The sequence below is a fragment of the Marinobacter maroccanus genome (assembly GCF_002933275.1).
Taxonomy (GTDB): domain Bacteria; phylum Pseudomonadota; class Gammaproteobacteria; order Pseudomonadales; family Oleiphilaceae; genus Marinobacter; species Marinobacter maroccanus.
Genome location: NZ_PSSX01000001.1, coordinates 202,270 through 222,466, shown reverse-complemented (window position 1 = coordinate 222,466; position 20,197 = coordinate 202,270). Strand labels below are relative to the sequence as shown.

The following is a 20,197-nucleotide window of genomic DNA, read 5'->3' as shown; positions in this document are numbered from 1 at the left end:
CTGCACCGGCCGCCGTCTCCCACCAACACTGTAAGTCTGGCACAAGAACAGAAAATTGGCAGACTACCTGTAAAGGCTAGTGTGCGTTAGAATGTCCGGCCCGCTCCGGACGTGATTTTGATACAGGCTTTTATTTTTCCACACAAGGTAATTTCGGTAATGGCAGGAATGGACGAGCAATACAATCCCCGTGACGTAGAACAGAATGCCCGTAATTTCTGGGAAGAGAACAAGACCTTCACGGTGAAGGAAGAACCGGGCAAACCCAAGTACTACTGCCTGTCCATGTTCCCCTACCCCAGCGGCAAGCTGCACATGGGGCATGTCCGTAACTACACGATCGGCGATGTGATTTCCCGCTACCAGCGCATGCAGGGCAAGAACGTGATGCAGCCCATGGGCTGGGATGCCTTCGGCCTGCCCGCTGAGAACGCTGCCATTGCCAACAAGACTGCTCCGGCCAAGTGGACCTACGCCAATATCGAATACATGAAGAACCAGCTCAAGCAGCTGGGTTTTGGGTACGACTGGGACCGGGAGTTGGCGACCTGCAAGCCGGATTATTATCGTTGGGAGCAGTGGTTCTTCGCCCGCCTGTATGAGAAGGGCCTGGTGTACAAGAAAATGTCCACGGTGAACTGGGACCCGGTGGACCAGACGGTTCTGGCCAACGAGCAGGTTGTGGACGGCCGGGGCTGGCGCTCCGGCGCGTTGGTGGAACAGAAGAAGATTCCCCAGTGGTTTATCCGCATTACCGATTACGCCGAAGAACTGTTGAACGATCTGGATGAGCTGGAAGACTGGCCCGAGCAGGTCAAGACCATGCAGCGCAACTGGATTGGCAAGTCGGAAGGTACCGAGCTGACCTTCCCGCTTAAAGACCGGGACAGTGGCCTGACTGTTTACACCACACGCCCCGACACCCTGATGGGCGTGAGCTACATGGCTGTGGCCGCGGAGCATCCGCTGGCGAAAGAAGCGGCAGAGCGTCACCGCGATGTAGCTGAGTTTGTGGAGGAGTGCCGGAACAGCAAAACCGCGGAGGCCGAGCTGGCCACCATGGAGAAGCGCGGCATCGATACCGGCTTCAAGGCTGTCCATCCGCTAACCCAGGAAGAGATTCCGATCTGGGTCGCCAACTTTGTTCTGACCGATTACGGTACCGGCGCCCTAATGGCGGTTCCGGGCCATGACGAGCGAGACCATGAATTTGCCCGCAAGTACAAGCTGCCCATCAAGCAGGTTATCGCCGCCCGCGATGGCCGTGAGATCGATGTGCAGGAAGAGGCGTTTACCGAGAAAGGCACGCTGGTGTCCTCGGGCAAATACAGTGGCCTGACCAGCGAAGAAGCCTTCGACGCGATCGCCAGCTACCTGGAAGAACACAAAATCGGCAAACGAACCGTGAACTATCGCCTGCGTGACTGGGGCGTATCCCGCCAACGTTACTGGGGCGCGCCGATCCCGATGATGACTCTGGAAGACGGCACCGAGATGCCGGTGCCCGATGACAAGCTGCCGGTTCGCCTGCCAGAAGATGTCGAAATGGACGGTGTCCAGTCTCCGATCAAGGCCGACCCCGAGTGGTGCAAGACCGAATTCAATGGCCAGCCGGCGACTCTGGAAACCGACACCTTTGATACGTTCATGGAGTCTTCCTGGTACTACGCCCGATTCTGCAGCCCCAATTACGATCAGGGCATGCTGGACCCGTCGGCCGCCAACTACTGGCTGCCGGTGGATCAATATATTGGCGGCATTGAGCACGCCATCCTGCACCTTCTGTACGCCCGTTTCTTCCACAAGCTGCTGCGGGACGTGGGCCTGGTAACCAGTTCCGAGCCGTTCAACCGGCTGCTTTGCCAGGGCATGGTCCTGGCGGAGACCTATTACCGTGAAGATGGCAAGGGCGGCAAAGTATGGATCTCGCCCGCCGACGTGACTGTTGAGCGGGACGAAAAAGGCCAGCCTGTTCGGGCAGTGCATAAGGAAGATGGCGAACCGGTGGTCTCCGGCGGCGTCACCAAGATGTCCAAGTCCAAGAACAATGGTATCGATCCCCAGGCCATTATTGACGAGCATGGCGCCGATACGGTTCGTCTGTTCATGATGTTTGCTGCGCCCCCCGAACAGTCTCTTGAATGGTCCGACAGCGGGGTTGAAGGCGCCCACCGCTTCCTCAAGCGCGTCTGGCGCCTGGTGAACGAGCACGCTGCGGCTGGCCCTGCGCCGGCTGTGGACGCGGCCGACCTGAACGATGAGCAGAAAAACCTGCGACGCAAGACTCACGAAACCATTGCCAAGGTCAGTGACGACATCAGCCGCCGGCTGACGTTCAATACTGCCATTGCCGCCGTGATGGAGCTGCTCAACGATGTTGGCAAATTGCAGGGTGACGAGCCACAGACCCGCGCGGTCCGCCAGGAAGCGCTGGACACCGCGGTACTCGTGCTGTCACCGATCGTTCCGCACATCTGCCACACCCTGTGGCAGGCGCTCGGGCACGATGAGCCAGTCGTTGATGCGCCCTGGCCCAAAGCCGATGAAGCCGCCATGGTTCGCAGCCAGATTCAGGTGGTCCTGCAGGTGAATGGCAAGGTGCGAGCAAAGGAAGATGTGCCTGCCGATATCAGCAAGGCGGACCTGGAAAAGCTGGCGCTGGAGAACGAGAACGTTATGCGTTTTACCGAGGGCGCAACGGTGCGCAAGGTTATCGTGGTTCCCGGCAAACTGGTGAACGTGGTGGCCAACTGATATGTTCCAACACTCCGCTCTGAAATCCTTGGCAAACCTGATGCTGAGTGCTGTGATGGCGGTGTTGCTTTCAGGATGCGGATTCCAGTTGCGGGGTGCGCCACCGGTTTCTTCAGCCCTTGAGCCGCTGGCCGTGGATTGCGCGTCACAGGTGCCCGAAACCCTTTGCCGGTCATTAGGGGAACAGCTCAGCCTTGGCAACGTCAGCCTCGCGCCGGTTGCGGACGCCGACTACATTCTACGGTTGAAGAACTTCGAGCGGGACCGTCGCGCAAGTGCCATCACCGCTCAGGCCGCGGCTGCAGAATACACGCTGCGTCACTCCGTTGACCTTGAGGTGATCAGCGCAGACCGGGTCCCCATGGTAGCCACAACACGCCTGAGCACCAGCGAAAGTTACCGGTATGACGAAACCAACGTTCTGGCAAGACAGCGGGAAGAGGAAGCCCTGCGCCAGCAAATGGACGATCGCCTTGCACAGCAGGTGATATTCCGTCTGGCACCTCTGACCCCGCAGAGAATCGAGGCCATCAGGGCAGAATACCAGCGCAAACAGGAAGCCGACGCCCCAGCCACAGGTCAGCCATGAAGACCAACCCGGGACAGTTATCCCAGCTTCTGAAAAAGGGCCTCTCTCCGGTCTATCTCATTTCCGGTGATGAACCCCTGCTGGTCCAGGAATGCTGTGATCAGGTTCGAAAGGCCGCAAAAGACGCCGGCTTTCATGACCGTCTGACCTTCCACGCCGACCACCAGCTGGACTGGAATGCCGTTGGCGAAGAATTCAGTGCCATGTCCCTGTTCGCAGAGAAACGGCGCATCGAGATCCACCTGCCAACCGGCAAGCTTGGCGATGGTCGGGCGGTACTTGAGCGGGTCCTGGCTGACCCTCCCGAAGATATCATTTTGCTGCTGATCAGCGCTCGCCTGGACGCGGCGGAAACTCGCCGCAAATGGTACAAGGAGCTTCAGGGCAAAGGCGTGCACGTGCCGGTGTGGCCTGTGGATGCCGACAAGTTCCAGGGCTGGCTTCAGCAGAGGGCCAGCAACCGCGGCCTCAGCCTGACCCGGGGCGCCCTGGCCATCATGAGCGAACGCCTGGAAGGCAATCTGCTCGCCGCCAGCCAGGAACTTGACAGGCTGTCTCTGCTGGCAAACGGCAATACCATCGATGAGGAAACCGTTGAACAGGCGGTCCAGGATAGTTCCCGGTTCAATGGTTTTGAACTGGTGACGGAATTGATCAGTGGCCGGGCACCTCATGCCGGCAAGATGATCACCGTTCTGCAGCAGGAGGGAGAAAATCCGCTGGGCCTTTTATCCGTCCTCAGCCGCGACCTGAATCTACTGCTGGAGCTGAAGTCCTCAGCCGGTCAGTCGGAAAATCCCGCCGCCTTCCTGAAAAAGCGGGGGGTGTTCCAGCCCCAACGAGCCCGGGCACTGGAGCAGGCCGCACGCCGACTGAACCGCTCCCAACTGAATGAGGCCATCACCCTTTGCAGCCAGATCGATCGGGCCGCCAAAGGCTTCGACCCCCTGTCGCCCTGGCATTATTTGCGGGACATGTCGGCCCTGCTCGCGGGCCGTTAATGATCTGCATCAAACTCCGCTCTCCTTGTGCTCTATTGGCACATCCAGCCCCTTGACAGTTTTTTACAATCGGGCGCATTGTAAGCACACCAACAATCCAAGGAGGTGCTTGATATGAGTCTTCAAGAAGATCTCAAAAAGCTGTCGGAAAAGGTAAAACAGTACCGGGACGAGGCGCGCGTTCAGATGCATCTGGCCCGGGAAGACGTTAAAGACGAATGGGATGACCTTGAGCAGGATTGGGATCGTTTCAAAAACAGGATCGACCAGGTTCTGCACGATGCGGAAAATGCATCCCAGGAAGCCCGCCAAACCGCACAAAAATTGGGCGAAGATCTGAAAACCGGTTACCAGAACATCCGCAACAAACTGAAGTAAAACTGTTAACCCGTTAACACTACGCCACAAATTTCTACCTCAGAGGCTCCGTGGTTTGGAGCCTCTGTGCCATACTTCACAGTATCAGTGAACAAAGCGTCATAGTTTTGACCCGCCTGATCAAATCCTGACCAGCCCTGATCAATGGGGCCCGAATTACCAGGAGGTTTGAGCACACTGCGAGGTATAAAAGGCGTATGAAAAAATTCTTACTGATACCCACAGCACTCTGTCTGTTGCTTACCACCACGCTGGTGATTGGCCAGAACACCCGGTTCAGCGACCCGGAAACCGTTGTTTCCGAGCACTTCTGGGGCGACCTCTACGCCAGTGGCGGCAACTCCTTCTTCTGCAACACGGCTTTCACAAGCAAAGGTTTCGTGCTGACCGACGGCTACGTATACCCGCTGGCAGATGTTCGCAGCGCACTCGACTGCGGCACCTCGCGTCAATACGAACAGGATAACCGCTACCGTCAGATCGCTTCCGACCTGCACAACATGGTGCCGGTGCGCAGCCGGACGGAGATGCGCCGGCGCAACGCCCGCTACGAGGATCTCGGGGCGTCGGTCAGTGAGGATGAGTGCGGCATTCGACAGAGCGCCCAGTTCTTTGAGCCGCCTGTCAGGGTCAAAGGCGATGTTGCGCGCACCGTTGCGTATATGGTGGACACCTATGACCTGCCCTGGCTCGGCTCCTCCGCAGTTTTCAAGGGATGGAACCGTCTGGATCCGCCGGATGATGGCGAAATCACCCGGCACCGGCGCATTGCCGACATCCAGGGTAACGACAATCCCTTTATTACTGATCCAGAGAGAATCGAGCGACTTTGAGAGTCCGGGAAGCTGGTCGGCTGACCAGTCAAGCATAAAAAAACAGGCCCGGAGGCCTGTTTTTTATAAATGGCTATTGCTGTCGGAATCAGAATTCTTCTGCAGTCAGCGCCATCATTGACTCACTGCCGCTACGGATACCTTCAGCCAGCGAAACCGTCTTCGGCAACAGACGATCAAAGTAGAACCGCGCTGTCTTCAATTTACCGCTATAGAAGCCGGACGTGTCCGCTTCGGCCTGTGGTGCCGCCGCTTTGACGATCTTCGCCCACATGTAACCCAGAGCCGTCAGGCCGAACAAATCGAGGTAGTCCACAGACGCCGCCCCAATGGCATTCGGGTTATCCCCAGACTGCTTGATCACATGCTCGGTCACGTCGTCAAGACGCTCAACGGCCGCCGCAAGTGGCTCAAGGAACGGGCGCAAGTGCTCGTCACCGCTGTTTTCCTCAAGGAAGTTAGCCACGTCCTGGGCAAACAGCTCGTAAAGCTTGCCCTGGGTGCCGACCACTTTCCGGCCCATTAGATCCAGTGCCTGGATACCATTGGTTCCTTCGTAGATCTGGGTGATACGGCAGTCACGAACCAGTTGCTCCTGACCCCACTCGCGGATGAAACCATGGCCACCGAAGACCTGCTGGCCCATGATACAGGCATCCAGGCCGCGATCGGTCAGGAATGCCTTGGCCACCGGGGTCAGTAACGCCACCATGCCCTCAGCATGCTTGCGACGCTCATCGTCCTCTGCGTACTTGGCGATATCCAGCCACTGGGCCACGTAGGTTGAGAAGGTACGACCGCCCTCGACATAGCCTTTCATGGTGAGCAGCATGCGGCGGACATCCGGGTGCACCAGGATTGGGTCTGCGGCCTTCTCAGGCTGTTGAGTCCCGGTTGGCGCGCGGCTCTGGATGCGGTCCAGGGCGTATTCCCGCGCACTTTGCAGCGAGGCCTCGGCAGCACCAATACCCTGGATGCCCACACCCAGACGCTCGTAGTTCATCATGGTGAACATGGCAGCCAGGCCCTTGTTCTCTTCGCCGACCAGCCAGCCTTTGGCGCCATCGAAGTTCATGACACAGGTGGCTGAACCCTTGATGCCCATTTTCTTCTCGAGGGAGCCACAGCTGAAGCTATTGCGCTCGCCCAGAGAGCCGTCGTCATTCACCAGGAATTTGGGTACCAGGAACATGGAAATGCCCTTGGGACCTTTCGGTGCGTCCGGCAGCTTGGCCAGCACCAGGTGGACGATGTTCTCCGCCATGTCGTGCTCGCCCCAGGTGATAAAGATCTTGGTGCCGGTCAAGTTGAAGGAGCCGTCATCATTGGGCTCGGCCTTGGTGCGGATAATACCCAGATCGGTACCAGCATGGGGTTCGGTCAGATCCATGGCGCCGGACCAGACGCCGGAGTACATGTTGGGCAGGTATTTTTCTTTCAGCTCATCACTGCCGTGGGCGTCCAGAGCCAGACAGGCACCTGCCGTGAGCATGGGAGCGAGGCCGAATGCCATGTTGGCACCCTGCATCATTTCCTCGAACTGGGCCACCAGGGTCTTGGGCATTCCCATGCCACCGAACTCCGGGTTACCGCCCAGGCCGTTCCAACCGCCTTCAACGATGGTCTGGTAGGCTTCCTTGAAGCCGTCTGGTGAGGTCACTTCACCGTCGTTCCATTTGCAGCCCTGCTCGTCGCCCTCACGGTTCAGGGGCGCAAGTACACCGCTGCTGATCTTCCCGGCTTCCTCAAGAATGGCGTCCGCCGTTTCCGGATCCACATTCTCGGCAACCTTGGGCAGTGAGGCCCAGAGGGCGGGGGCATCGAAAACCTCATTAAGAACGAAGCGCATGTCACGTAGGGGTGCCTGATAATCAGCCATCTAAAACTCTCCAAAAATTCTGTCAGTCTGTTCAGGTGGCAATGGGGCCGTCATTCCGGCCAGTCACACCTGCTCGGGCTATGTGTCCGCTGAAGATTATTTTTATGGGCCCTATTCTACCCTAAAAGCGGACCGCAACTCATGAAAAAAGCCCGCCTCCGGGGAGCGCGGGCTTTCTGGTCCTTGGAACCGTCCTTCGGTGCCCGCGCCTTAGATGGCGAAGGCTTCCTCCGGCATGTCCATCAGGCTGTCGGCGCCGGCCAGCATGCTTTCAGCGTGGCCCTTGGCCCGGGGCAACATGCGCTTGAAGTAGAAGCGCGCTGTCTGGATCTTGGCGTTGTAGAACATTTCCTCGGTAGTACCCTCAACCATCTTGTCCAGGGCAACCTTGGCCATACGGGCCCACAGGTAGGCGAACACCGCGTAACCGGAGTACATCAGGTAGTCCACCGAGGCCGCACCCACTTCTTCACGGTTCTTCATGGCAGACATACCAATCTTGGTGGTCAGCTCGCCCCATTCCTTGTTCATGGCCGCCAGCGGCTCAATGAATTCCTTCAGCTGCTCGTCTTCCGCGTTTTCCTTGCAGAACAGGTGCACCTGCTTGGTGAAGCCCTTCAGGGATTCGCCCTGGGTCATCAGAACCTTGCGGCCCAGCAGATCCAGCGCCTGAATACCGGTGGTGCCTTCGTAGATCATGCCGATACGGGCGTCACGAACGTTCTGCTCCATGCCCCACTCGGAGATAAAGCCGTGACCACCAAATACCTGCATACCCAGGTTCGCTGCCTCGTAACCGATTTCGGTCAGGAACGCCTTGGCGATCGGTGTCAGGAAGCCCAGCGCCTCATCGGCCGCCTTGCGCTCTTCTTCGGTCTTGCCGCTGTGAACAACGTCTGCCTGCTGCGCGGTCAGGTAAATCAGGGCACGGGCGCCTTCGGCAACCGCCTTCTGTGTCAGCAGCATGCGACGAACGTCCGGGTGAACAATGATCGGATCGGCGATGCCTTCCGGATTCTTGGGGCCACTCAGTGAACGCATGGCCAGACGCTCCTTGGCGTAGGCCAGTGAGCCCTGGAAGCCCAGCTCGGCGGCACCCAGACCCTGGATAGCGGTGCCGATACGGGCGGTGTTCATGAAGGTGAACATGCAGTTCAGGCCCTTGTTCTCCGGCCCGATCAGCCAGCCCTTGGCGCCGTCGAAGTTCATCACACAGGTGGCATTACCGTGGATGCCCATCTTGTGCTCGATGGAACCGCAGGACACGGCGTTGCGCTCGCCGGAGGAGCCGTCTTCGTTCGGCAGACACTTGGGCACGATGAACAGGGAGATACCCTTGGTGCCTTCCGGTGCGCCCGGCAGACGTGCCAGAACGATGTGGACGATGTTCTCGGCCATGTCGTGCTCACCGGCGGAGATAAAGATCTTGGTACCGGTAATAGCGTAAGTGCCATCGGCATTCGGCTCTGCCTTGGTGCGCAGGGTGCCGAGATCGGAACCACAATGCGGCTCGGTCAGACACATGGTGCCGGTCCACTCGCCGCTGATCAATTTGGTCAGGTAGGTCTGCTTCTGCTCCTCGGTGCCATGCTCTTCAATGGTGTTGGTTGCACCATGACTCAGGCCAGGGTACATGCCAAAAGACCAGTTGGCGGTACCGACCATCTCACTCATAACCAGACCGAGGGAATGCGGCAGACCCTGGCCGCCATAGTTGGGATCGGCCGTCATGGAAGGCCAGCCGCCTTCAACGTACTGCTGGTAGGCTTCTTTGAAGCCAGTCGGTGTTTTTACGCCGTCTTCGCTCCAGGTACAGCCTTCCTTGTCACCCACCTGGTTCAGGGGAGACAGAACCTGCTCACAGAACTTGGCACCTTCCCCGATAATGGCATCCACCATATCCGGAGTGGCGTCTTCGGCACCTTCCAGGTTGGCGTAATGCTGCTCGCTGTTCAGCAGCTCGGTCATTACGAATTTGATGTCACGCAGGGGCGCTTTGTACTCAGGCATGGAATCCACCTCGGTTCTCGGTCTCAGCTGAATCAGATTTGACAGCTTCTGGCCTTGGGTTTGCTCAGACACCGCAACGCAATGCGCCGCAGCCTTAATTAAACACTTGTTTGAAACATACGTTTACAGGCACAGAATTGTCAATAGCCGGATGCAAAATTTGTGTTGCGAACTGTCACCGGATCACGCGCCACTACAGTGCATGCAGCCGGATCACAGGTATAAGTGCCGGATATCTATGGAAGGACCTGGGAGTTGGAAAATAACCGGTCAGGCAGACACCGGTTCGAAGGAGGGAGCACGGTTTTCGTCACCGCTCTGATCAGATTCTCCCATGGCGGAGACCTCACGATAGGCATCGCTGGCAGCCCTTGATGAAGTTCCTGTTTCGGCGGCGAGCTCCGACTGGGCCTGAAGCATGATCTGCATCGCCTGAGCAGCCACCGCACGATCCTGACCGGAGGGTTCCGCCGGCGCCATGGCCGCCGCCCGGACAATCCGCATCTTCTCGATAGTCGCCTGGGGATCCCCCTGAACGGGAGACAGATCGATAGAGACTTCACCACCTACCGCATACTGCGCACCGTCCGGCCCGCGTTGATAGGTGAAAGACATGGCACCGGCATACTGACCGCCAACCGCCTGGTGCGCGGCTTCGTGGGCACGAACCTCGCGGTCCCGGGCTTTCAGCTCGGTGAGTCGTTTCAGCTCTTGTTCAGACAGGCCCTGCGGGTTATCGGAATTCTGGCCATCAGGTTTCGACTGGGGGTTTTCCCGTGCCGACTCGGCTTTACCGGAAGCCTCAGTGGATCTGGCTTCAGCAGAAGGCGTCTCGGGCTCCGCCGCTGCCGAACCGGTTGCCTGGACACGTGGCGAGACCTGGCCTTGAAAAGAGGCCCCAGGGGAAAATGGGGGAACAGGAGGGAGAGAGGAAAGCACGGACTCGGCGCCCTTTCAGCTATCAGGCCATGATATCCAGGAGTGTTCCCAGTGTTTCGTCCGCGGTTTTTACCACCTGGGCGGACGCTTCAACACTGCGCTCGTAGATCTTGAGATCAACAATGGGCTCAACAAGACTGCCCGCACCTTCTGCAGTTCCCTGGGGTCCATCGGTGCCAGCACGGGCAATCTTGCGGGCGGCATTCTCCATGCCGACCATGCCATCCTGAATGCCCTGAATTCCAACTGTGAGAGTGTTGCTGATCATAACTGCGCTGCCCGATGACCATTAATTGACTCAATTAAGCCACATATCTGGTCAATTTTCAAACAACCCATCAATATTCAGATAACCAGCCAGCATTTCCGGCCGCGACTGCTCCAGCCACGGAAGAATACCCAGACAGGGCGACCCCATATGGTTCACCAGGTAATTCAGGGTGTCCTGTTCGCAACTCATGGGGTCGGCTTCTGTCCGATTGGCTACCCACCCCGCCAATCGCAAACCGTCAGCCCTGATGGCTTCAGCTGTCAGGAGTGCATGATTGATACAACCCAGGCGGAGTGAAACCACCAGAATAACCGGCATGTTCAGTTGGCGCGGAAACTCCGAGTAGGTTTCCCGGTCGTTGAGAGGGACCCGCCAGCCGCCGGCGCCCTCCACCAGCAGCAGGTCCGCTGGACGGATTTGCAAACCGCGGCAGAACCCGACAAGGCGATCAGAGGTAATATAACGTCCGGCCTGCTCAGCGGCCACGTGCGGGGCAATGGCCGGTTCCAGGGCCACCGGGTTGATCAGCTCGTAAGCCAGTGGCTCCGTAATCGCATTCTGCAAAATCAGGGCATCTTCGTTGCGGAGGCCTTCCGGCGTCCGGTCGCAACCAGATGCGATGGGTTTCATCGCCAGGGTGTGTTTCCCCATGGCCCTGGCCGCGTGAAGAATGGCTGCGGATACCAGGGTTTTTCCAACCCCCGTGTCGGTGCCCGTTACAAAGAAGGATTGCTTGGCCATTATTGTTCCCAGTTACGAGTCCTATGGTTTCTGCCAGTAAATCCAGGCAGCTTCATAACTTGCCATGATAGTGCCGTCCGGCTCTTTGGGGTACTGCCTGCACATTGCCCGCACTCTCCCGGGTGCCGTGACCGCTGTTCGCCGACCAGCGCCGCGGAAGCCCGCACCAAGATGGCGAAGCTCACCTGCAAGCGCCATCGGCGACTCATAGGGCAGCCTGATAGTGCGGCTTTCAACAATGGCCTCCGACAACTCGGCATGCACCTTGGCCTGTAAGGCAAGCTCGGTCTCGAAGCGATTTACGTGCTGATGATCAGGGTCCGCTGCGTGCCAGGCCGCTTTCAGCTCTCGCAGTGTGCCATCCAGCAGCGTGGAGACCATTAGGAATCCACCGGGGCGCAGAATCCGCTGGCATTCCCTGAGCACCGCTCGGGGGTCATCACACCACTGAATCATCAGGTTACTGAAGATCAGGTCCACACTGTCATCGAGGAAAGGCAGTTGCTCTGCATCGCCCACAATCCAGTCAATGTCTCCAGGCCCGTTCTCACGAGCGCGCTCGAGCATGCCCGGGGAAAGATCAACTCCGGCCAACGTTCCAATGCGACCAGAGTCAGCGAACTTGCGGGTAAACCAACCGGTGCCACAACCGAGATCCAGGACGGTCGAATCGAATGGCTGGCCTTCGCGGTACTGGAGTTTTTGCAGCATGGTATTGCCCATGAAACGCTGCAGTCTGGAAGCACTTTCATAGGTGCCACTGGCAGTGCCAAAGCCCCGGGCAATATCCGACTTGAGCGATTCAGAGACACCAACCGATGTACCCGGCGGACAGCTCAAAACGCCCATGACAACCCCTTCTGCGAGACCAGGAACGTTTGAATCGCGCCCCAGCAATCCGACGCCGAACAGCCGCCTGGCCAGTGCGCCATCCCGGGTATGATCGCATGGGCACTGGAACCGGGAAGCGAAAGATCACTGGCGCTGGACCCGACCACAATGTCGTTTTCACCCATCACATGCAGGGCGGGCGTGACCAGTGAACGCCATAATGCCCGCTGGTCCCCGGTTTCCAGCCAAGCGAGGCTCTTGTTGAGGTGTTCGTGAGAAACCAGGGTTCCTTTTTCCAGCCAGGGCTTGAGGCTTTGCCGCTCCTGCCGTTCTTTTGCAGAACCGTTGATCATCAGCAACAGGAAATGCAGCCAGTAACGTTGAGGGTCCCGCCGGATACCCAGGGCGAAAGCCCGGAAGTCCTCTGCCGGCATCCCGTGAGGCCAGCTGTCATCGGCAACAAACTTCGGAAAACCACCCAGCGTTATGGCGCAGGATACCGCGCCGGTCTGCCGCGCAGCGGCCTCCATCACAACCTGACTGCCCAGGGACCACCCCATCCAGACGGACGCTTCCGGATACAGCGACAAAAGCTCATCGGTTACCTCTGAAAGCGAATCGCAACGGGCCAGCAACTCATCGTCCAGCGACACCGGCACAACTTCCCCGGGCCAGTACCCATAGAGCTCCGACAGCATCTCCGCACGAACACCCCACCCGGCAACCACCACCAGACGCGGACAGACCCTACCGGAGTTCATATCGCCACGTCCGTCTTTTGAACCAGGTCACGGCACTGGGAAAGTGCGCGCAACAGACAATCAAGATCCTCCTGCGAATGGGCGGCACTGAACGTAACCCGCAAACGCGCCTCTCCTACCGGAACCGTGGGCGGGCGAATCGCCGAGACCAGCAGACCTCGTTCCTCCAGCGCCTGACTCAGTGCCAGCGCATCGTGATTATCGCCAATCATGATTGGCTGGATCGGCGTACGCGAGGGCATCAGTTCATACCCCATGGCAGAGGCTTCACAGCGGAACCGGGACACCAGCCCCAACACATGATCACGACGCCCCTGATCCCGCTCAATGACATCCAGGCTCGAAATGGTCGCCATGGCAAGCGCTGGCGGCATCGCCGTCGTATAGATATAGGTCCTAGCCTTCTGAACCAGATAATCCATCAGCATCGACGGCCCGGCCACGAATGCGCCACTGGTACCTACCGCCTTGCCCAGGGTTCCAATCAGCACCGGCACCTCGTCCTCAGACAGCCCCAGTTCCGCAACACTGCCCCGGCCCTCAGGCCCCAGCACACCAATTCCGTGCGCATCATCGACAACCAGTAACGCATCATGAGCCCGACAGACCCGAGCCAACTCAGCCAACGGCGCAATGTCGCCATCCATGCTGAACACACCGTCTGTTACCACCAGCTTGTGCCCGGACGTCTCTGCCAGCATCGCCTCCAGCGCTGCCACATCACCATGGGCATAACGCCGAACCCGGGCACGGCTGAGAATACAGCCATCGATAATGGAGGCGTGATTCAGCCGATCCGAAAAAATCGTATCGCCACGACCGGCCAGCGCCGAAATAACCCCCATATTGGCCATATAGCCGGTGGAGAAAAACAGCGCGGAACTGCGACCGGTGAACTCCGCCAGACGAAGCTCCAACTGGTGATGGGCATCATGGTGACCACAGATCAGATGAGAAGCTGCGCCCCCAAGACCTGTCTCCGGAAGCGCATTACGGAGGGCCTCGATATTGGCGGGGTTATTGGCAAGACCAAGGTAATCATTACTGCAGAACGACAACAAAAGTTTGCCGTCAGCAATGAGAGAGGGCCTCTGAGGACCGGCTACATGCCGCCGCGTCCGGTAAAGACCGGCCTGTTTCCGCTCTTCGAGTTCAAGGGCAAAGTCCCGCACGATAGCACCTGGAGGTTAACTCAACGGTCCGGGCAACGAGCGGGTAAGGCTCCCCGGGATTGTAGAGGGCCAAGGATGGCCCGAAACAAGCGCACATGGATGTGCTTGTAGCGTATCCCGGGGAGCCTTACCCGCTCGTTGCTTCCCCAAGATCAAAGGCTCAGGCAGATTCCCGCGTAGCGTCGTAGAACATGTGACGTGTCGCCTCATACTCCACAGCCTCGGCAATCGCCTCCTCTTCCTGCTCCTCAGAGGCACACTGCTCCCGCTGCTCAGGCCGGATTCCCAGACGCTTGAACAACAGCATATCGGCATCAGCCTCAGGGTTGGAGGTAGTCAGCAGCTTCTCGCCGTAGAAAATTGAGTTGGCGCCAGCCATGAAACAAAGAGCCTGCATCTGCTCATTCATGTTCTCACGGCCCGCCGACAGACGAACGTGAGAAGCCGGCATCATAATCCGCGCCACCGCAATGATGCGGATGAACTCGAATGGATCCAGATCCTCGACATCCTCCATGGGCGTGCCTTTCACCTTCACCAACATGTTCACCGGAACACTCTCCGGGTGATGAGGCAGGTTTGCCAGCTGCATCAGCAGACCAACCCGGTCATCTTCATCTTCGCCCATGCCCATAATGCCCCCACAGCAGACTTTCATGCCGGCCTTGCGAACATTGTCCAGCGTATCCAGACGGTCCTGGTAGGTCCGCGTGGTGATGATGTGGCTGTAATACTTCTCAGAGGTATCCAGGTTGTGGTTGTAGTAATCCAGCCCGGCATCGGCCAGTTCCACCGCCTGCTCTTCTTTGAGCATGCCAAGCGTCATGCAGGTCTCAAGCCCCAGGGACTTCACCTGTTTGACCATGTCCAGAACATAAGGCATGTCCTTCTTCGAAGGACTGCGCCAGGCGGCGCCCATGCAGAACCGGGAAGCCCCCTTCTGTTTTGCGGCCTTGGCTTCAGCTACCACCTTTTCAATTTCCAGCAGCTTTTCTTTCTCAAGGCCAGTGTTGTAATGACCGCTCTGCGGGCAGTACTTGCAGTCTTCCGGGCAGGCGCCGGTCTTGATCGACAGCAGAGTGCTCACCTGCACTTCATTCGGGTCAAAGTGCTGGCGATGCACGCTCTGGGCACGGAATAGAAGATCGTTAAAGGGGAGCTCGAAAAGCTCGCGTGCTTCCTGCAGTGTCCAGTCGTGGCGGAGTTCTGTAGCGGTCATGTAAAAGTCCTGTTAACCTTTCCCGGTCTCTGGGTTTACGGATGAATCAGATGATAAAGGGGCTGAACTGGCTGTCAACCTTCCTGGAACAAAAGGTTAACAGCGTAAAGCAGGGCGGACTCTGCGTCGCCTGCCTTTCCTCCAAGGCCTTCAATGGGTTATGCCAGCCTTGCCGGGACGATTTACCGGTTAACCGCTGGCGCTGTCGCTGCTGCGCCCTGCCCCTGGCGTTTCCGTCCTCGGAACTGCTTTGTGGCGACTGCCTGAAGCACCCACCACCCTTCGAGACGTCCTTTGTTCCCTGGCGTTACCAGTACCCGCTGGACGGCATGATTGGCCGTTATAAATACAATGGCCAACGTAAGTTTGGCCGGCCGCTGATGTCGGATTTCGCCGGCTTGCTTGAGCAGGCATTACAGAGTGGCAGTATCACGCGACCCGCGGCGTTGGTGCCTGCACCGATGGATGCCCGGCGACGGCGCCGACGAGGATTCAATCAGGCCCAGGACATTGCCGAGACCATCGGGGGCCAACTGAACATTCCTGTGGCTACCGGACTGGTGGAACGCGTCCGGCGGGTTCGGTCGCAGCGGGAGTTGAACCGCGAGGCGCGGCTGGCGAATCTGCGCGGGGTGTTTGAGGTCGTTTCGGAGGTGCCTGAGCGGGTGGCCATTGTGGATGATGTGGTGACGACGGGGGCGACGGTTCGGGTTTTGGCTTCGGGTCTGCGGGAGGCCGGGGCCAGGGAGATTCAGGTTTGGGCTTTGGCGCGGACACCCGGTTAGTCTATTAAATTCTTCTTCGGAGCAAGCACCGGTCAGGCAGGCCCTCCCGGGATACGCTACGAGCACTTCCCTGTGCGCTTGTTTCGGGCCATCCATGGCCCTCTACAATCCCGGGAGGACCTGCCTGACCGGCGCCCGAAATCTTCAGTTATGCCAGCATCGCTTTTACGCGTTCGGCAATTGCCAGACAGGACGTTAGTCCTGGCGATTCGATTCCGAAGAGGTTAACCAACCCTGTCAAACCGTGATTTTCCGGTCCATCAATTCGGAAATCTGCGAAGCCACCATCAGGCCCGGCCAGCTTGGGCCGGATGCCAGCATAGGCCGGTTGAAGTCGGGCCGGGTCGAGGTGTGGCCACCATTGGCGGATGCCTCTGGCGAAGGTTTCCTGGCGGTTTGGGTCAACGGTGTAGTCTTCCGTTTCGATCCATTCAACGTCTGGGCCAAAGCGGGCCTGGCCGGCGAGGTCGAGGGTGAGATGAACACCGAGCCCACCGGGTTCCGGGACCGGGTAGATCAGGGTTTTGAAGGGTGTTCGGCCGCTGTAACTAAAGTAGGCTCCCCTTGCGAACCACTGCCGGGGTTTGTATTTATCAGGCAGGCCGGCCCAGGTTTTTGCCAGCGAAACAGCGGCGAGTCCGGCGGCGTTGATGACATTTTTCGCTTTCAGGGTCAGCGGATGGTCGCCTCCTACGTGGAGGCGATGCCAGTGGTTGTCCGATTCAGCGGCCACCACGGGTGACCGGAGAACGAGTTGGCCGCCGCCATCCTCGAGCTCGCCGAGCAAAGAGAGCATCAAACCATGACTGTCGACTATTCCGGTTTCCGGCGACCAGAGTCCCGAACTGGCGTGGATTTCCGGGATTTCACGGGTGATTCTGTCTGGGTCATGCAGGGCCAGCTCGACGCCGTTGCGCGCCGCAGCGGCCTGAATATCCCGGAGTTTACTATTCTGTGATTCGTCGGCCGCTACAATCCATTTGCCGCATTTCCGGTGTTCGACTTTATGGCTCCGGCAGTATTCGTAAAGCCGCTGCCGGCCTTCAACGCACAGTTCTGCTTTCAGTGACCGTTCCGGATAATAGATGCCGGCATGAACGACTTCGCTGTTTCTTGAGGAGATGCCCTCACCAAAGCGGTCTGCAGCTTCCAGCACAATCACCTCATGGCCGGCTCTGGCCAGTGCGCGGGCAATGGCAAGCCCGACGACACCGGCGCCGATTACAACGGTCTGGTTTTCAAGGACTTCTGTCGACACTTACGCTTGCCCCGGCTCAACTGACAACGCACTGAGGTTACCCCATCCTTCCATCCCTGCCAAAACCGCCCCGGCAAGGCTCAACACATTACTCAGGAGTCCATACCGGTTATACTTGCTTCCGGAAAGTAGTGCATGGAGCCCGGCTTATGATGTCTGACAGGAAGCAGTTTGTTCTGGTAATGGTGGTGGCCGCCCTGTTTGTCGGGTGGCTAGGCTGGCGAGGCTTTGAGGTAATAAGCCTCAACGAACGCCTGAAATCTGACAATGTGGTTGCCAGCTATCCCTACAAGCACCGGGTGCTCCGGGTGGAGGGCGATACTGCAATCATGAGTTCGCTTCGGTCGCACACGACATCGACCCACAAGGCCTTGAGTGCAGTCTTCCCGAGCATGCGCAATCTTGGCGACAGCCATCGGGACTGGCAGCGGGCCGAACGCGAGCTGGCGCAGGTGCAGGCCCGCGCCGGAGACGTTGTTCTCGGGGCGTCTGGCATTAGCCGTATTCGCTGGGAGCTGGATGAGAACTGGTACCATCTGCAATCCATGAAATCCAAATACGACACAAGGCTCTGAAACGTCCTTTTATGACCCATGACCCATCACTTGCGGCATCCACCCATCCCTACGATTCCCTGACGCCCGATACTATCCTGGATGCGATGGAAGAGGCCGGGTTCGCGGTCAGTGGCCGGCTGTTCGCACTGAATAGCTATGAGAACCGGGTTTATCAGGTGGGTCTGGATGAGGGCGCCCCGGTTATCACCAAATTTTATCGGCCGGGCCGATGGAGCGAAGCGGGAATCCGGGAGGAGCATGAGTTCACCCTGGAGCTTCTGCAGGCGGATATTCCAGTTGTAGCCCCGATGGAACTGGCTTCCGGCGACACCCTGGGGCGCCATGGCGAATTCCTGTTCGCGGTTTTTCCACAGCGTGGCGGTCAGGCGCCGGACACCAGTGTAACCGACACCCTCTACCGTCTGGGCCAGTGGCTTGGTCAGATCCACAACATTGGCGCCAGCAAACCGTTTGCCCACCGCTCCAGCATGGACTTGCTTGACGGTATTGACGCGAGCAACCGGCTTCTGCTGGAAGGCAGCTGGATTCCGACGGACCTCAGGCCCGCCTGGGACAGCCTGATCCCGGACCTGCAAAGGCTCTGTGCCGCTCGAGTTGATGAAGCCGGCCCGGTGGAAACCTTGCGGCTTCATGGCGACTGCCATGCCGGCAATATTCTTTGCCGAGACGAGCAGATGCTGTTTGTGGATCTGGACGATTGCCGCACGGGCCCCGCTATTCAGGATATGTGGCTGCTCCTGAACGGTGACGAGTTCGAGCGCGGCGCCCAGCTTGGCGAATTGCTGGAAGGTTACGAAATGTTCCGTGATTTCAATCGTCGTGAACGCCATCTGATCGAGCCCTTGCGCTGCTATCGACAGATCGCGCATTGTGCCTGGCTGGCCAAACGCTGGGATGATCCAGCCTTTCCACGCTTTTTCCCCTGGTTTGCCCAGCCACGCTTCTGGTCAGACCAGATTCTCTCGCTTCGGGAACAACTATCCGCCCTGCAGTCCCCGGCCATCACGGTACCGGGGCAGTACTGAGCAACACTTTAAATTCGTTTGATTCGAGGTAGGCATGAGCCAGAATGAGGCCCGTTACACCGTCCGCAGCCTGATCGTAACCGCTCTGGTTGCGGTTATCGGTACCGTTCTTGCGCTGGAAATGAGTGGCAAGATCAGCCACAGCGACAACAAGGACCACATGCCGGTTGGCGATTTCCAGGCTATTCATGTAACCGAGGACGATCCGTTCCGGATGTCGCCCAAAGCCTCGGAATTACATGCGGTCTGCGAAAATGGCTACCTGGCGATTGCCGCCGATGTGGACCCGTCGTTCCGGGGAATCCTGGTGGACTATAAAAACCGGGGTGTACGTTGCTCCCGGCCGTCACCGACAGGGCCTGCTGTACCATCCTCTCCGGAGGCACCCGACTCCAATGGCTAAATCCCAAAAGCTGTCGGAGGCACCCGAGCAGGTGACGGACCGGCTGTTTGCCACAGAACGCCGGCCGGAGGATTTCCGATTCGACGCATCGGTAGCCAGGGTGTTCCCCGACATGATTCGACGTTCTGTGCCGGGCTACACCACCATCATTCCGATGATCGAGGTGATCACCGAACAATACGCCCAGCCAGCCTCCCACTGCTATGACCTGGGCTGCTCCCTGGGCGCATCAACCCTGGCAATGCGTCACGGCATTTCCCATGGGGATTGCGCGCTTGTTGGGGTGGATAACTCCAGCGCCATGATCGAACGCTGCGAGCATTACATTGCCCTTGACGACAGCGCCCTCCCTGTCACCCTCAGGTGCGAGGATATCCTGGACACCGAACTGAGCAACGCCTCGGTAACCACGCTGAATTTCACCTTGCAGTTTGTCGATCCGGAAAAACGTGCCAGCCTGCTCAAGCGAGTTGCTGATGCCACTCTCCCAGGCGGCGTCCTGATCCTGTCAGAGAAAATCCGCTTTGAGTCCGAAGACGAGCAGGCCGTTCAGACCCGACTGCACCACGAATTCAAGCGCGCCAACGGCTATTCGGATCTTGAAATCAGCCAGAAGCGCACGGCCATCGAACAGGTACTGATCCCCGAGACACTGGCAGCCCACAAGGAACGACTGCTCACGGCGGGCTTCAATGATGTGGTGGTGTGGTACCAGTGCTTCAACTTTGTTTCCATGCTCGCCATCAAGGCCAACCAAACCACCAAATGAC

The 20,197-nt window shown here is 58.4% G+C and carries 20 protein-coding genes; 10 read left to right on the top strand and 10 right to left on the bottom strand.

What is annotated here, in order from left to right; genetic code table 11:
- The first annotated feature begins 168 nt into the window (after positions 1-168).
- The 5 genes from leuS to KEHDKFFH_RS01010 all read left to right on the top strand — a co-directional run bounded on the left by leuS (position 169) and on the right by KEHDKFFH_RS01010 (position 5,555).
- Positions 169-2,754: a leucine--tRNA ligase gene (leuS, locus tag KEHDKFFH_RS01030; protein WP_104320471.1), complete on the top strand. Its 2,586-nt coding sequence runs from the start codon at positions 169-171 to the stop codon at positions 2,752-2,754.
- 1 nt (position 2,755) lies between these two features.
- A complete protein-coding gene (locus KEHDKFFH_RS01025; protein WP_104320206.1) occupies positions 2,756-3,343 on the top strand; it encodes an LPS-assembly lipoprotein LptE in 588 nt (195 codons plus the stop codon).
- Positions 3,340-4,344, top strand: a complete 1,005-nt coding sequence (gene holA, locus KEHDKFFH_RS01020) for a DNA polymerase III subunit delta (protein ID WP_104320205.1) — start codon at positions 3,340-3,342, stop codon at positions 4,342-4,344. The genes KEHDKFFH_RS01025 and holA overlap by 4 nt, the downstream gene beginning before the upstream one ends.
- 114 nt (positions 4,345-4,458) lie before the next feature.
- Positions 4,459-4,722 (top strand): hypothetical protein, encoded by a 264-nt coding sequence (locus KEHDKFFH_RS01015; protein WP_104320204.1) that lies wholly within the window; start codon positions 4,459-4,461, stop codon positions 4,720-4,722.
- A gap of 197 nt (positions 4,723-4,919) precedes the next feature.
- Positions 4,920-5,555, top strand: coding sequence for an endonuclease (locus tag KEHDKFFH_RS01010; protein ID WP_104320203.1), 636 nt, complete (start codon positions 4,920-4,922; stop codon positions 5,553-5,555).
- 88 nt (positions 5,556-5,643) lie between these two features.
- Here the strand turns inward: KEHDKFFH_RS01010 and KEHDKFFH_RS01005 are convergent, their stop codons facing one another.
- The 9 genes from KEHDKFFH_RS01005 to bioB all read right to left on the bottom strand — a co-directional run bounded on the left by KEHDKFFH_RS01005 (position 5,644) and on the right by bioB (position 15,378).
- On the bottom strand, positions 5,644-7,434 hold the full coding sequence (locus KEHDKFFH_RS01005) for an acyl-CoA dehydrogenase C-terminal domain-containing protein (protein WP_104320202.1): 1,791 nt from the start codon (positions 7,432-7,434) through the stop codon (positions 5,644-5,646).
- 210 nt (positions 7,435-7,644) lie between these two features.
- The gene (locus tag KEHDKFFH_RS01000) at positions 7,645-9,444 is read right to left on the bottom strand and encodes an acyl-CoA dehydrogenase C-terminal domain-containing protein (RefSeq protein ID WP_104320470.1); all 1,800 of its coding nucleotides are present in this window, start codon (positions 9,442-9,444) and stop codon (positions 7,645-7,647) included.
- Between the two features lie 270 nt (positions 9,445-9,714).
- On the bottom strand, positions 9,715-10,383 hold the full coding sequence (locus KEHDKFFH_RS00995; protein WP_104320201.1) for a putative metalloprotease CJM1_0395 family protein: 669 nt from the start codon (positions 10,381-10,383) through the stop codon (positions 9,715-9,717).
- Positions 10,384-10,405: 22 nt separating this feature from the next.
- Positions 10,406-10,651 carry a flagellar basal body rod C-terminal domain-containing protein gene (locus KEHDKFFH_RS00990; RefSeq protein WP_104320200.1) on the bottom strand — a complete coding sequence of 82 codons (246 nt, stop codon included), beginning with the start codon at positions 10,649-10,651 and terminating at the stop codon, positions 10,406-10,408.
- A gap of 51 nt (positions 10,652-10,702) precedes the next feature.
- Positions 10,703-11,395, bottom strand: coding sequence for a dethiobiotin synthase (gene bioD / locus KEHDKFFH_RS00985; RefSeq protein WP_104320199.1), 693 nt, complete (start codon positions 11,393-11,395; stop codon positions 10,703-10,705).
- A 21-nt stretch (positions 11,396-11,416) separates the two neighbouring features.
- Positions 11,417-12,244 (bottom strand): malonyl-ACP O-methyltransferase BioC, encoded by an 828-nt coding sequence (gene bioC / locus KEHDKFFH_RS00980; RefSeq protein WP_104320198.1) that lies wholly within the window; start codon positions 12,242-12,244, stop codon positions 11,417-11,419.
- A complete protein-coding gene (locus KEHDKFFH_RS00975) occupies positions 12,232-12,987 on the bottom strand; it encodes an alpha/beta hydrolase family protein (RefSeq protein WP_104320197.1) in 756 nt (251 codons plus the stop codon). The genes bioC and KEHDKFFH_RS00975 overlap by 13 nt, the downstream gene beginning before the upstream one ends.
- On the bottom strand, positions 12,984-14,159 hold the full coding sequence (gene bioF, locus KEHDKFFH_RS00970; RefSeq protein ID WP_104320196.1) for an 8-amino-7-oxononanoate synthase: 1,176 nt from the start codon (positions 14,157-14,159) through the stop codon (positions 12,984-12,986). The genes KEHDKFFH_RS00975 and bioF overlap by 4 nt, the downstream gene beginning before the upstream one ends.
- Positions 14,160-14,319: 160 nt before the next feature.
- On the bottom strand, positions 14,320-15,378 hold the full coding sequence (bioB, locus tag KEHDKFFH_RS00965; protein ID WP_104320195.1) for a biotin synthase BioB: 1,059 nt from the start codon (positions 15,376-15,378) through the stop codon (positions 14,320-14,322).
- A 41-nt stretch (positions 15,379-15,419) separates the two neighbouring features.
- Between bioB and KEHDKFFH_RS00960 the strand changes: the two genes are divergently transcribed.
- On the top strand, positions 15,420-16,163 hold the full coding sequence (locus tag KEHDKFFH_RS00960; protein WP_241956401.1) for a ComF family protein: 744 nt from the start codon (positions 15,420-15,422) through the stop codon (positions 16,161-16,163).
- A gap of 148 nt (positions 16,164-16,311) precedes the next feature.
- On the opposite strand, the gene KEHDKFFH_RS00955 is transcribed toward KEHDKFFH_RS00960, so the two are convergent.
- Positions 16,312-17,421, bottom strand: a complete 1,110-nt coding sequence (locus KEHDKFFH_RS00955; protein ID WP_104320193.1) for an NAD(P)/FAD-dependent oxidoreductase — start codon at positions 17,419-17,421, stop codon at positions 16,312-16,314.
- Positions 17,422-17,573: 152 nt separating this feature from the next.
- Between KEHDKFFH_RS00955 and KEHDKFFH_RS00950 the strand changes: the two genes are divergently transcribed.
- The 4 genes from KEHDKFFH_RS00950 to cmoA are packed head-to-tail and all read left to right on the top strand — an operon-like array spanning position 17,574 to position 20,196.
- Positions 17,574-17,996: a hypothetical protein gene (locus KEHDKFFH_RS00950; RefSeq protein WP_192875723.1), complete on the top strand. Its 423-nt coding sequence runs from the start codon at positions 17,574-17,576 to the stop codon at positions 17,994-17,996.
- An 11-nt stretch (positions 17,997-18,007) separates the two neighbouring features.
- On the top strand, positions 18,008-19,024 hold the full coding sequence (locus KEHDKFFH_RS00945; protein ID WP_104320191.1) for a serine/threonine protein kinase: 1,017 nt from the start codon (positions 18,008-18,010) through the stop codon (positions 19,022-19,024).
- Positions 19,025-19,058: 34 nt separating this feature from the next.
- Complete coding sequence (locus tag KEHDKFFH_RS00940; RefSeq protein WP_104320190.1) at positions 19,059-19,427, top strand: PA3694 family proteiin; 369 nt, start codon at positions 19,059-19,061, stop codon at positions 19,425-19,427.
- Positions 19,420-20,196: a carboxy-S-adenosyl-L-methionine synthase CmoA gene (gene cmoA / locus KEHDKFFH_RS00935; protein ID WP_104320189.1), complete on the top strand. Its 777-nt coding sequence runs from the start codon at positions 19,420-19,422 to the stop codon at positions 20,194-20,196. Before KEHDKFFH_RS00940 ends, cmoA begins: the two co-directional genes overlap by 8 nt.
- Position 20,197 lies beyond the last annotated feature (1 nt).

Coding starts and splice junctions, on each gene's coding strand:
- leuS (WP_104320471.1), top strand. CDS start 169: ATGGACGAGCAATACAATCCCCGTGACGTAGAACAGAATGCCCGTAAT.
- cmoA (WP_104320189.1), top strand. CDS start 19,420: ATGGCTAAATCCCAAAAGCTGTCGGAGGCACCCGAGCAGGTGACGGAC.
- KEHDKFFH_RS00990 (WP_104320200.1), bottom strand. CDS start 10,651: ATGATCAGCAACACTCTCACAGTTGGAATTCAGGGCATTCAGGATGGC.
- KEHDKFFH_RS01000 (WP_104320470.1), bottom strand. CDS start 9,444: ATGCCTGAGTACAAAGCGCCCCTGCGTGACATCAAATTCGTAATGACC.
- KEHDKFFH_RS00945 (WP_104320191.1), top strand. CDS start 18,008: ATGACCCATGACCCATCACTTGCGGCATCCACCCATCCCTACGATTCC.
- holA (WP_104320205.1), top strand. CDS start 3,340: ATGAAGACCAACCCGGGACAGTTATCCCAGCTTCTGAAAAAGGGCCTC.
- bioD (WP_104320199.1), bottom strand. CDS start 11,395: ATGGCCAAGCAATCCTTCTTTGTAACGGGCACCGACACGGGGGTTGGA.
- KEHDKFFH_RS00960 (WP_241956401.1), top strand. CDS start 15,420: ATGAATCAGATGATAAAGGGGCTGAACTGGCTGTCAACCTTCCTGGAA.
- KEHDKFFH_RS01025 (WP_104320206.1), top strand. CDS start 2,756: ATGTTCCAACACTCCGCTCTGAAATCCTTGGCAAACCTGATGCTGAGT.
- KEHDKFFH_RS01005 (WP_104320202.1), bottom strand. CDS start 7,434: ATGGCTGATTATCAGGCACCCCTACGTGACATGCGCTTCGTTCTTAAT.
- KEHDKFFH_RS00950 (WP_192875723.1), top strand. CDS start 17,574: ATGTCTGACAGGAAGCAGTTTGTTCTGGTAATGGTGGTGGCCGCCCTG.
- bioB (WP_104320195.1), bottom strand. CDS start 15,378: ATGACCGCTACAGAACTCCGCCACGACTGGACACTGCAGGAAGCACGC.
- bioC (WP_104320198.1), bottom strand. CDS start 12,244: ATGGGCGTTTTGAGCTGTCCGCCGGGTACATCGGTTGGTGTCTCTGAA.
- KEHDKFFH_RS01015 (WP_104320204.1), top strand. CDS start 4,459: ATGAGTCTTCAAGAAGATCTCAAAAAGCTGTCGGAAAAGGTAAAACAG.
- KEHDKFFH_RS00975 (WP_104320197.1), bottom strand. CDS start 12,987: ATGAACTCCGGTAGGGTCTGTCCGCGTCTGGTGGTGGTTGCCGGGTGG.
- KEHDKFFH_RS01010 (WP_104320203.1), top strand. CDS start 4,920: ATGAAAAAATTCTTACTGATACCCACAGCACTCTGTCTGTTGCTTACC.
- KEHDKFFH_RS00940 (WP_104320190.1), top strand. CDS start 19,059: ATGAGCCAGAATGAGGCCCGTTACACCGTCCGCAGCCTGATCGTAACC.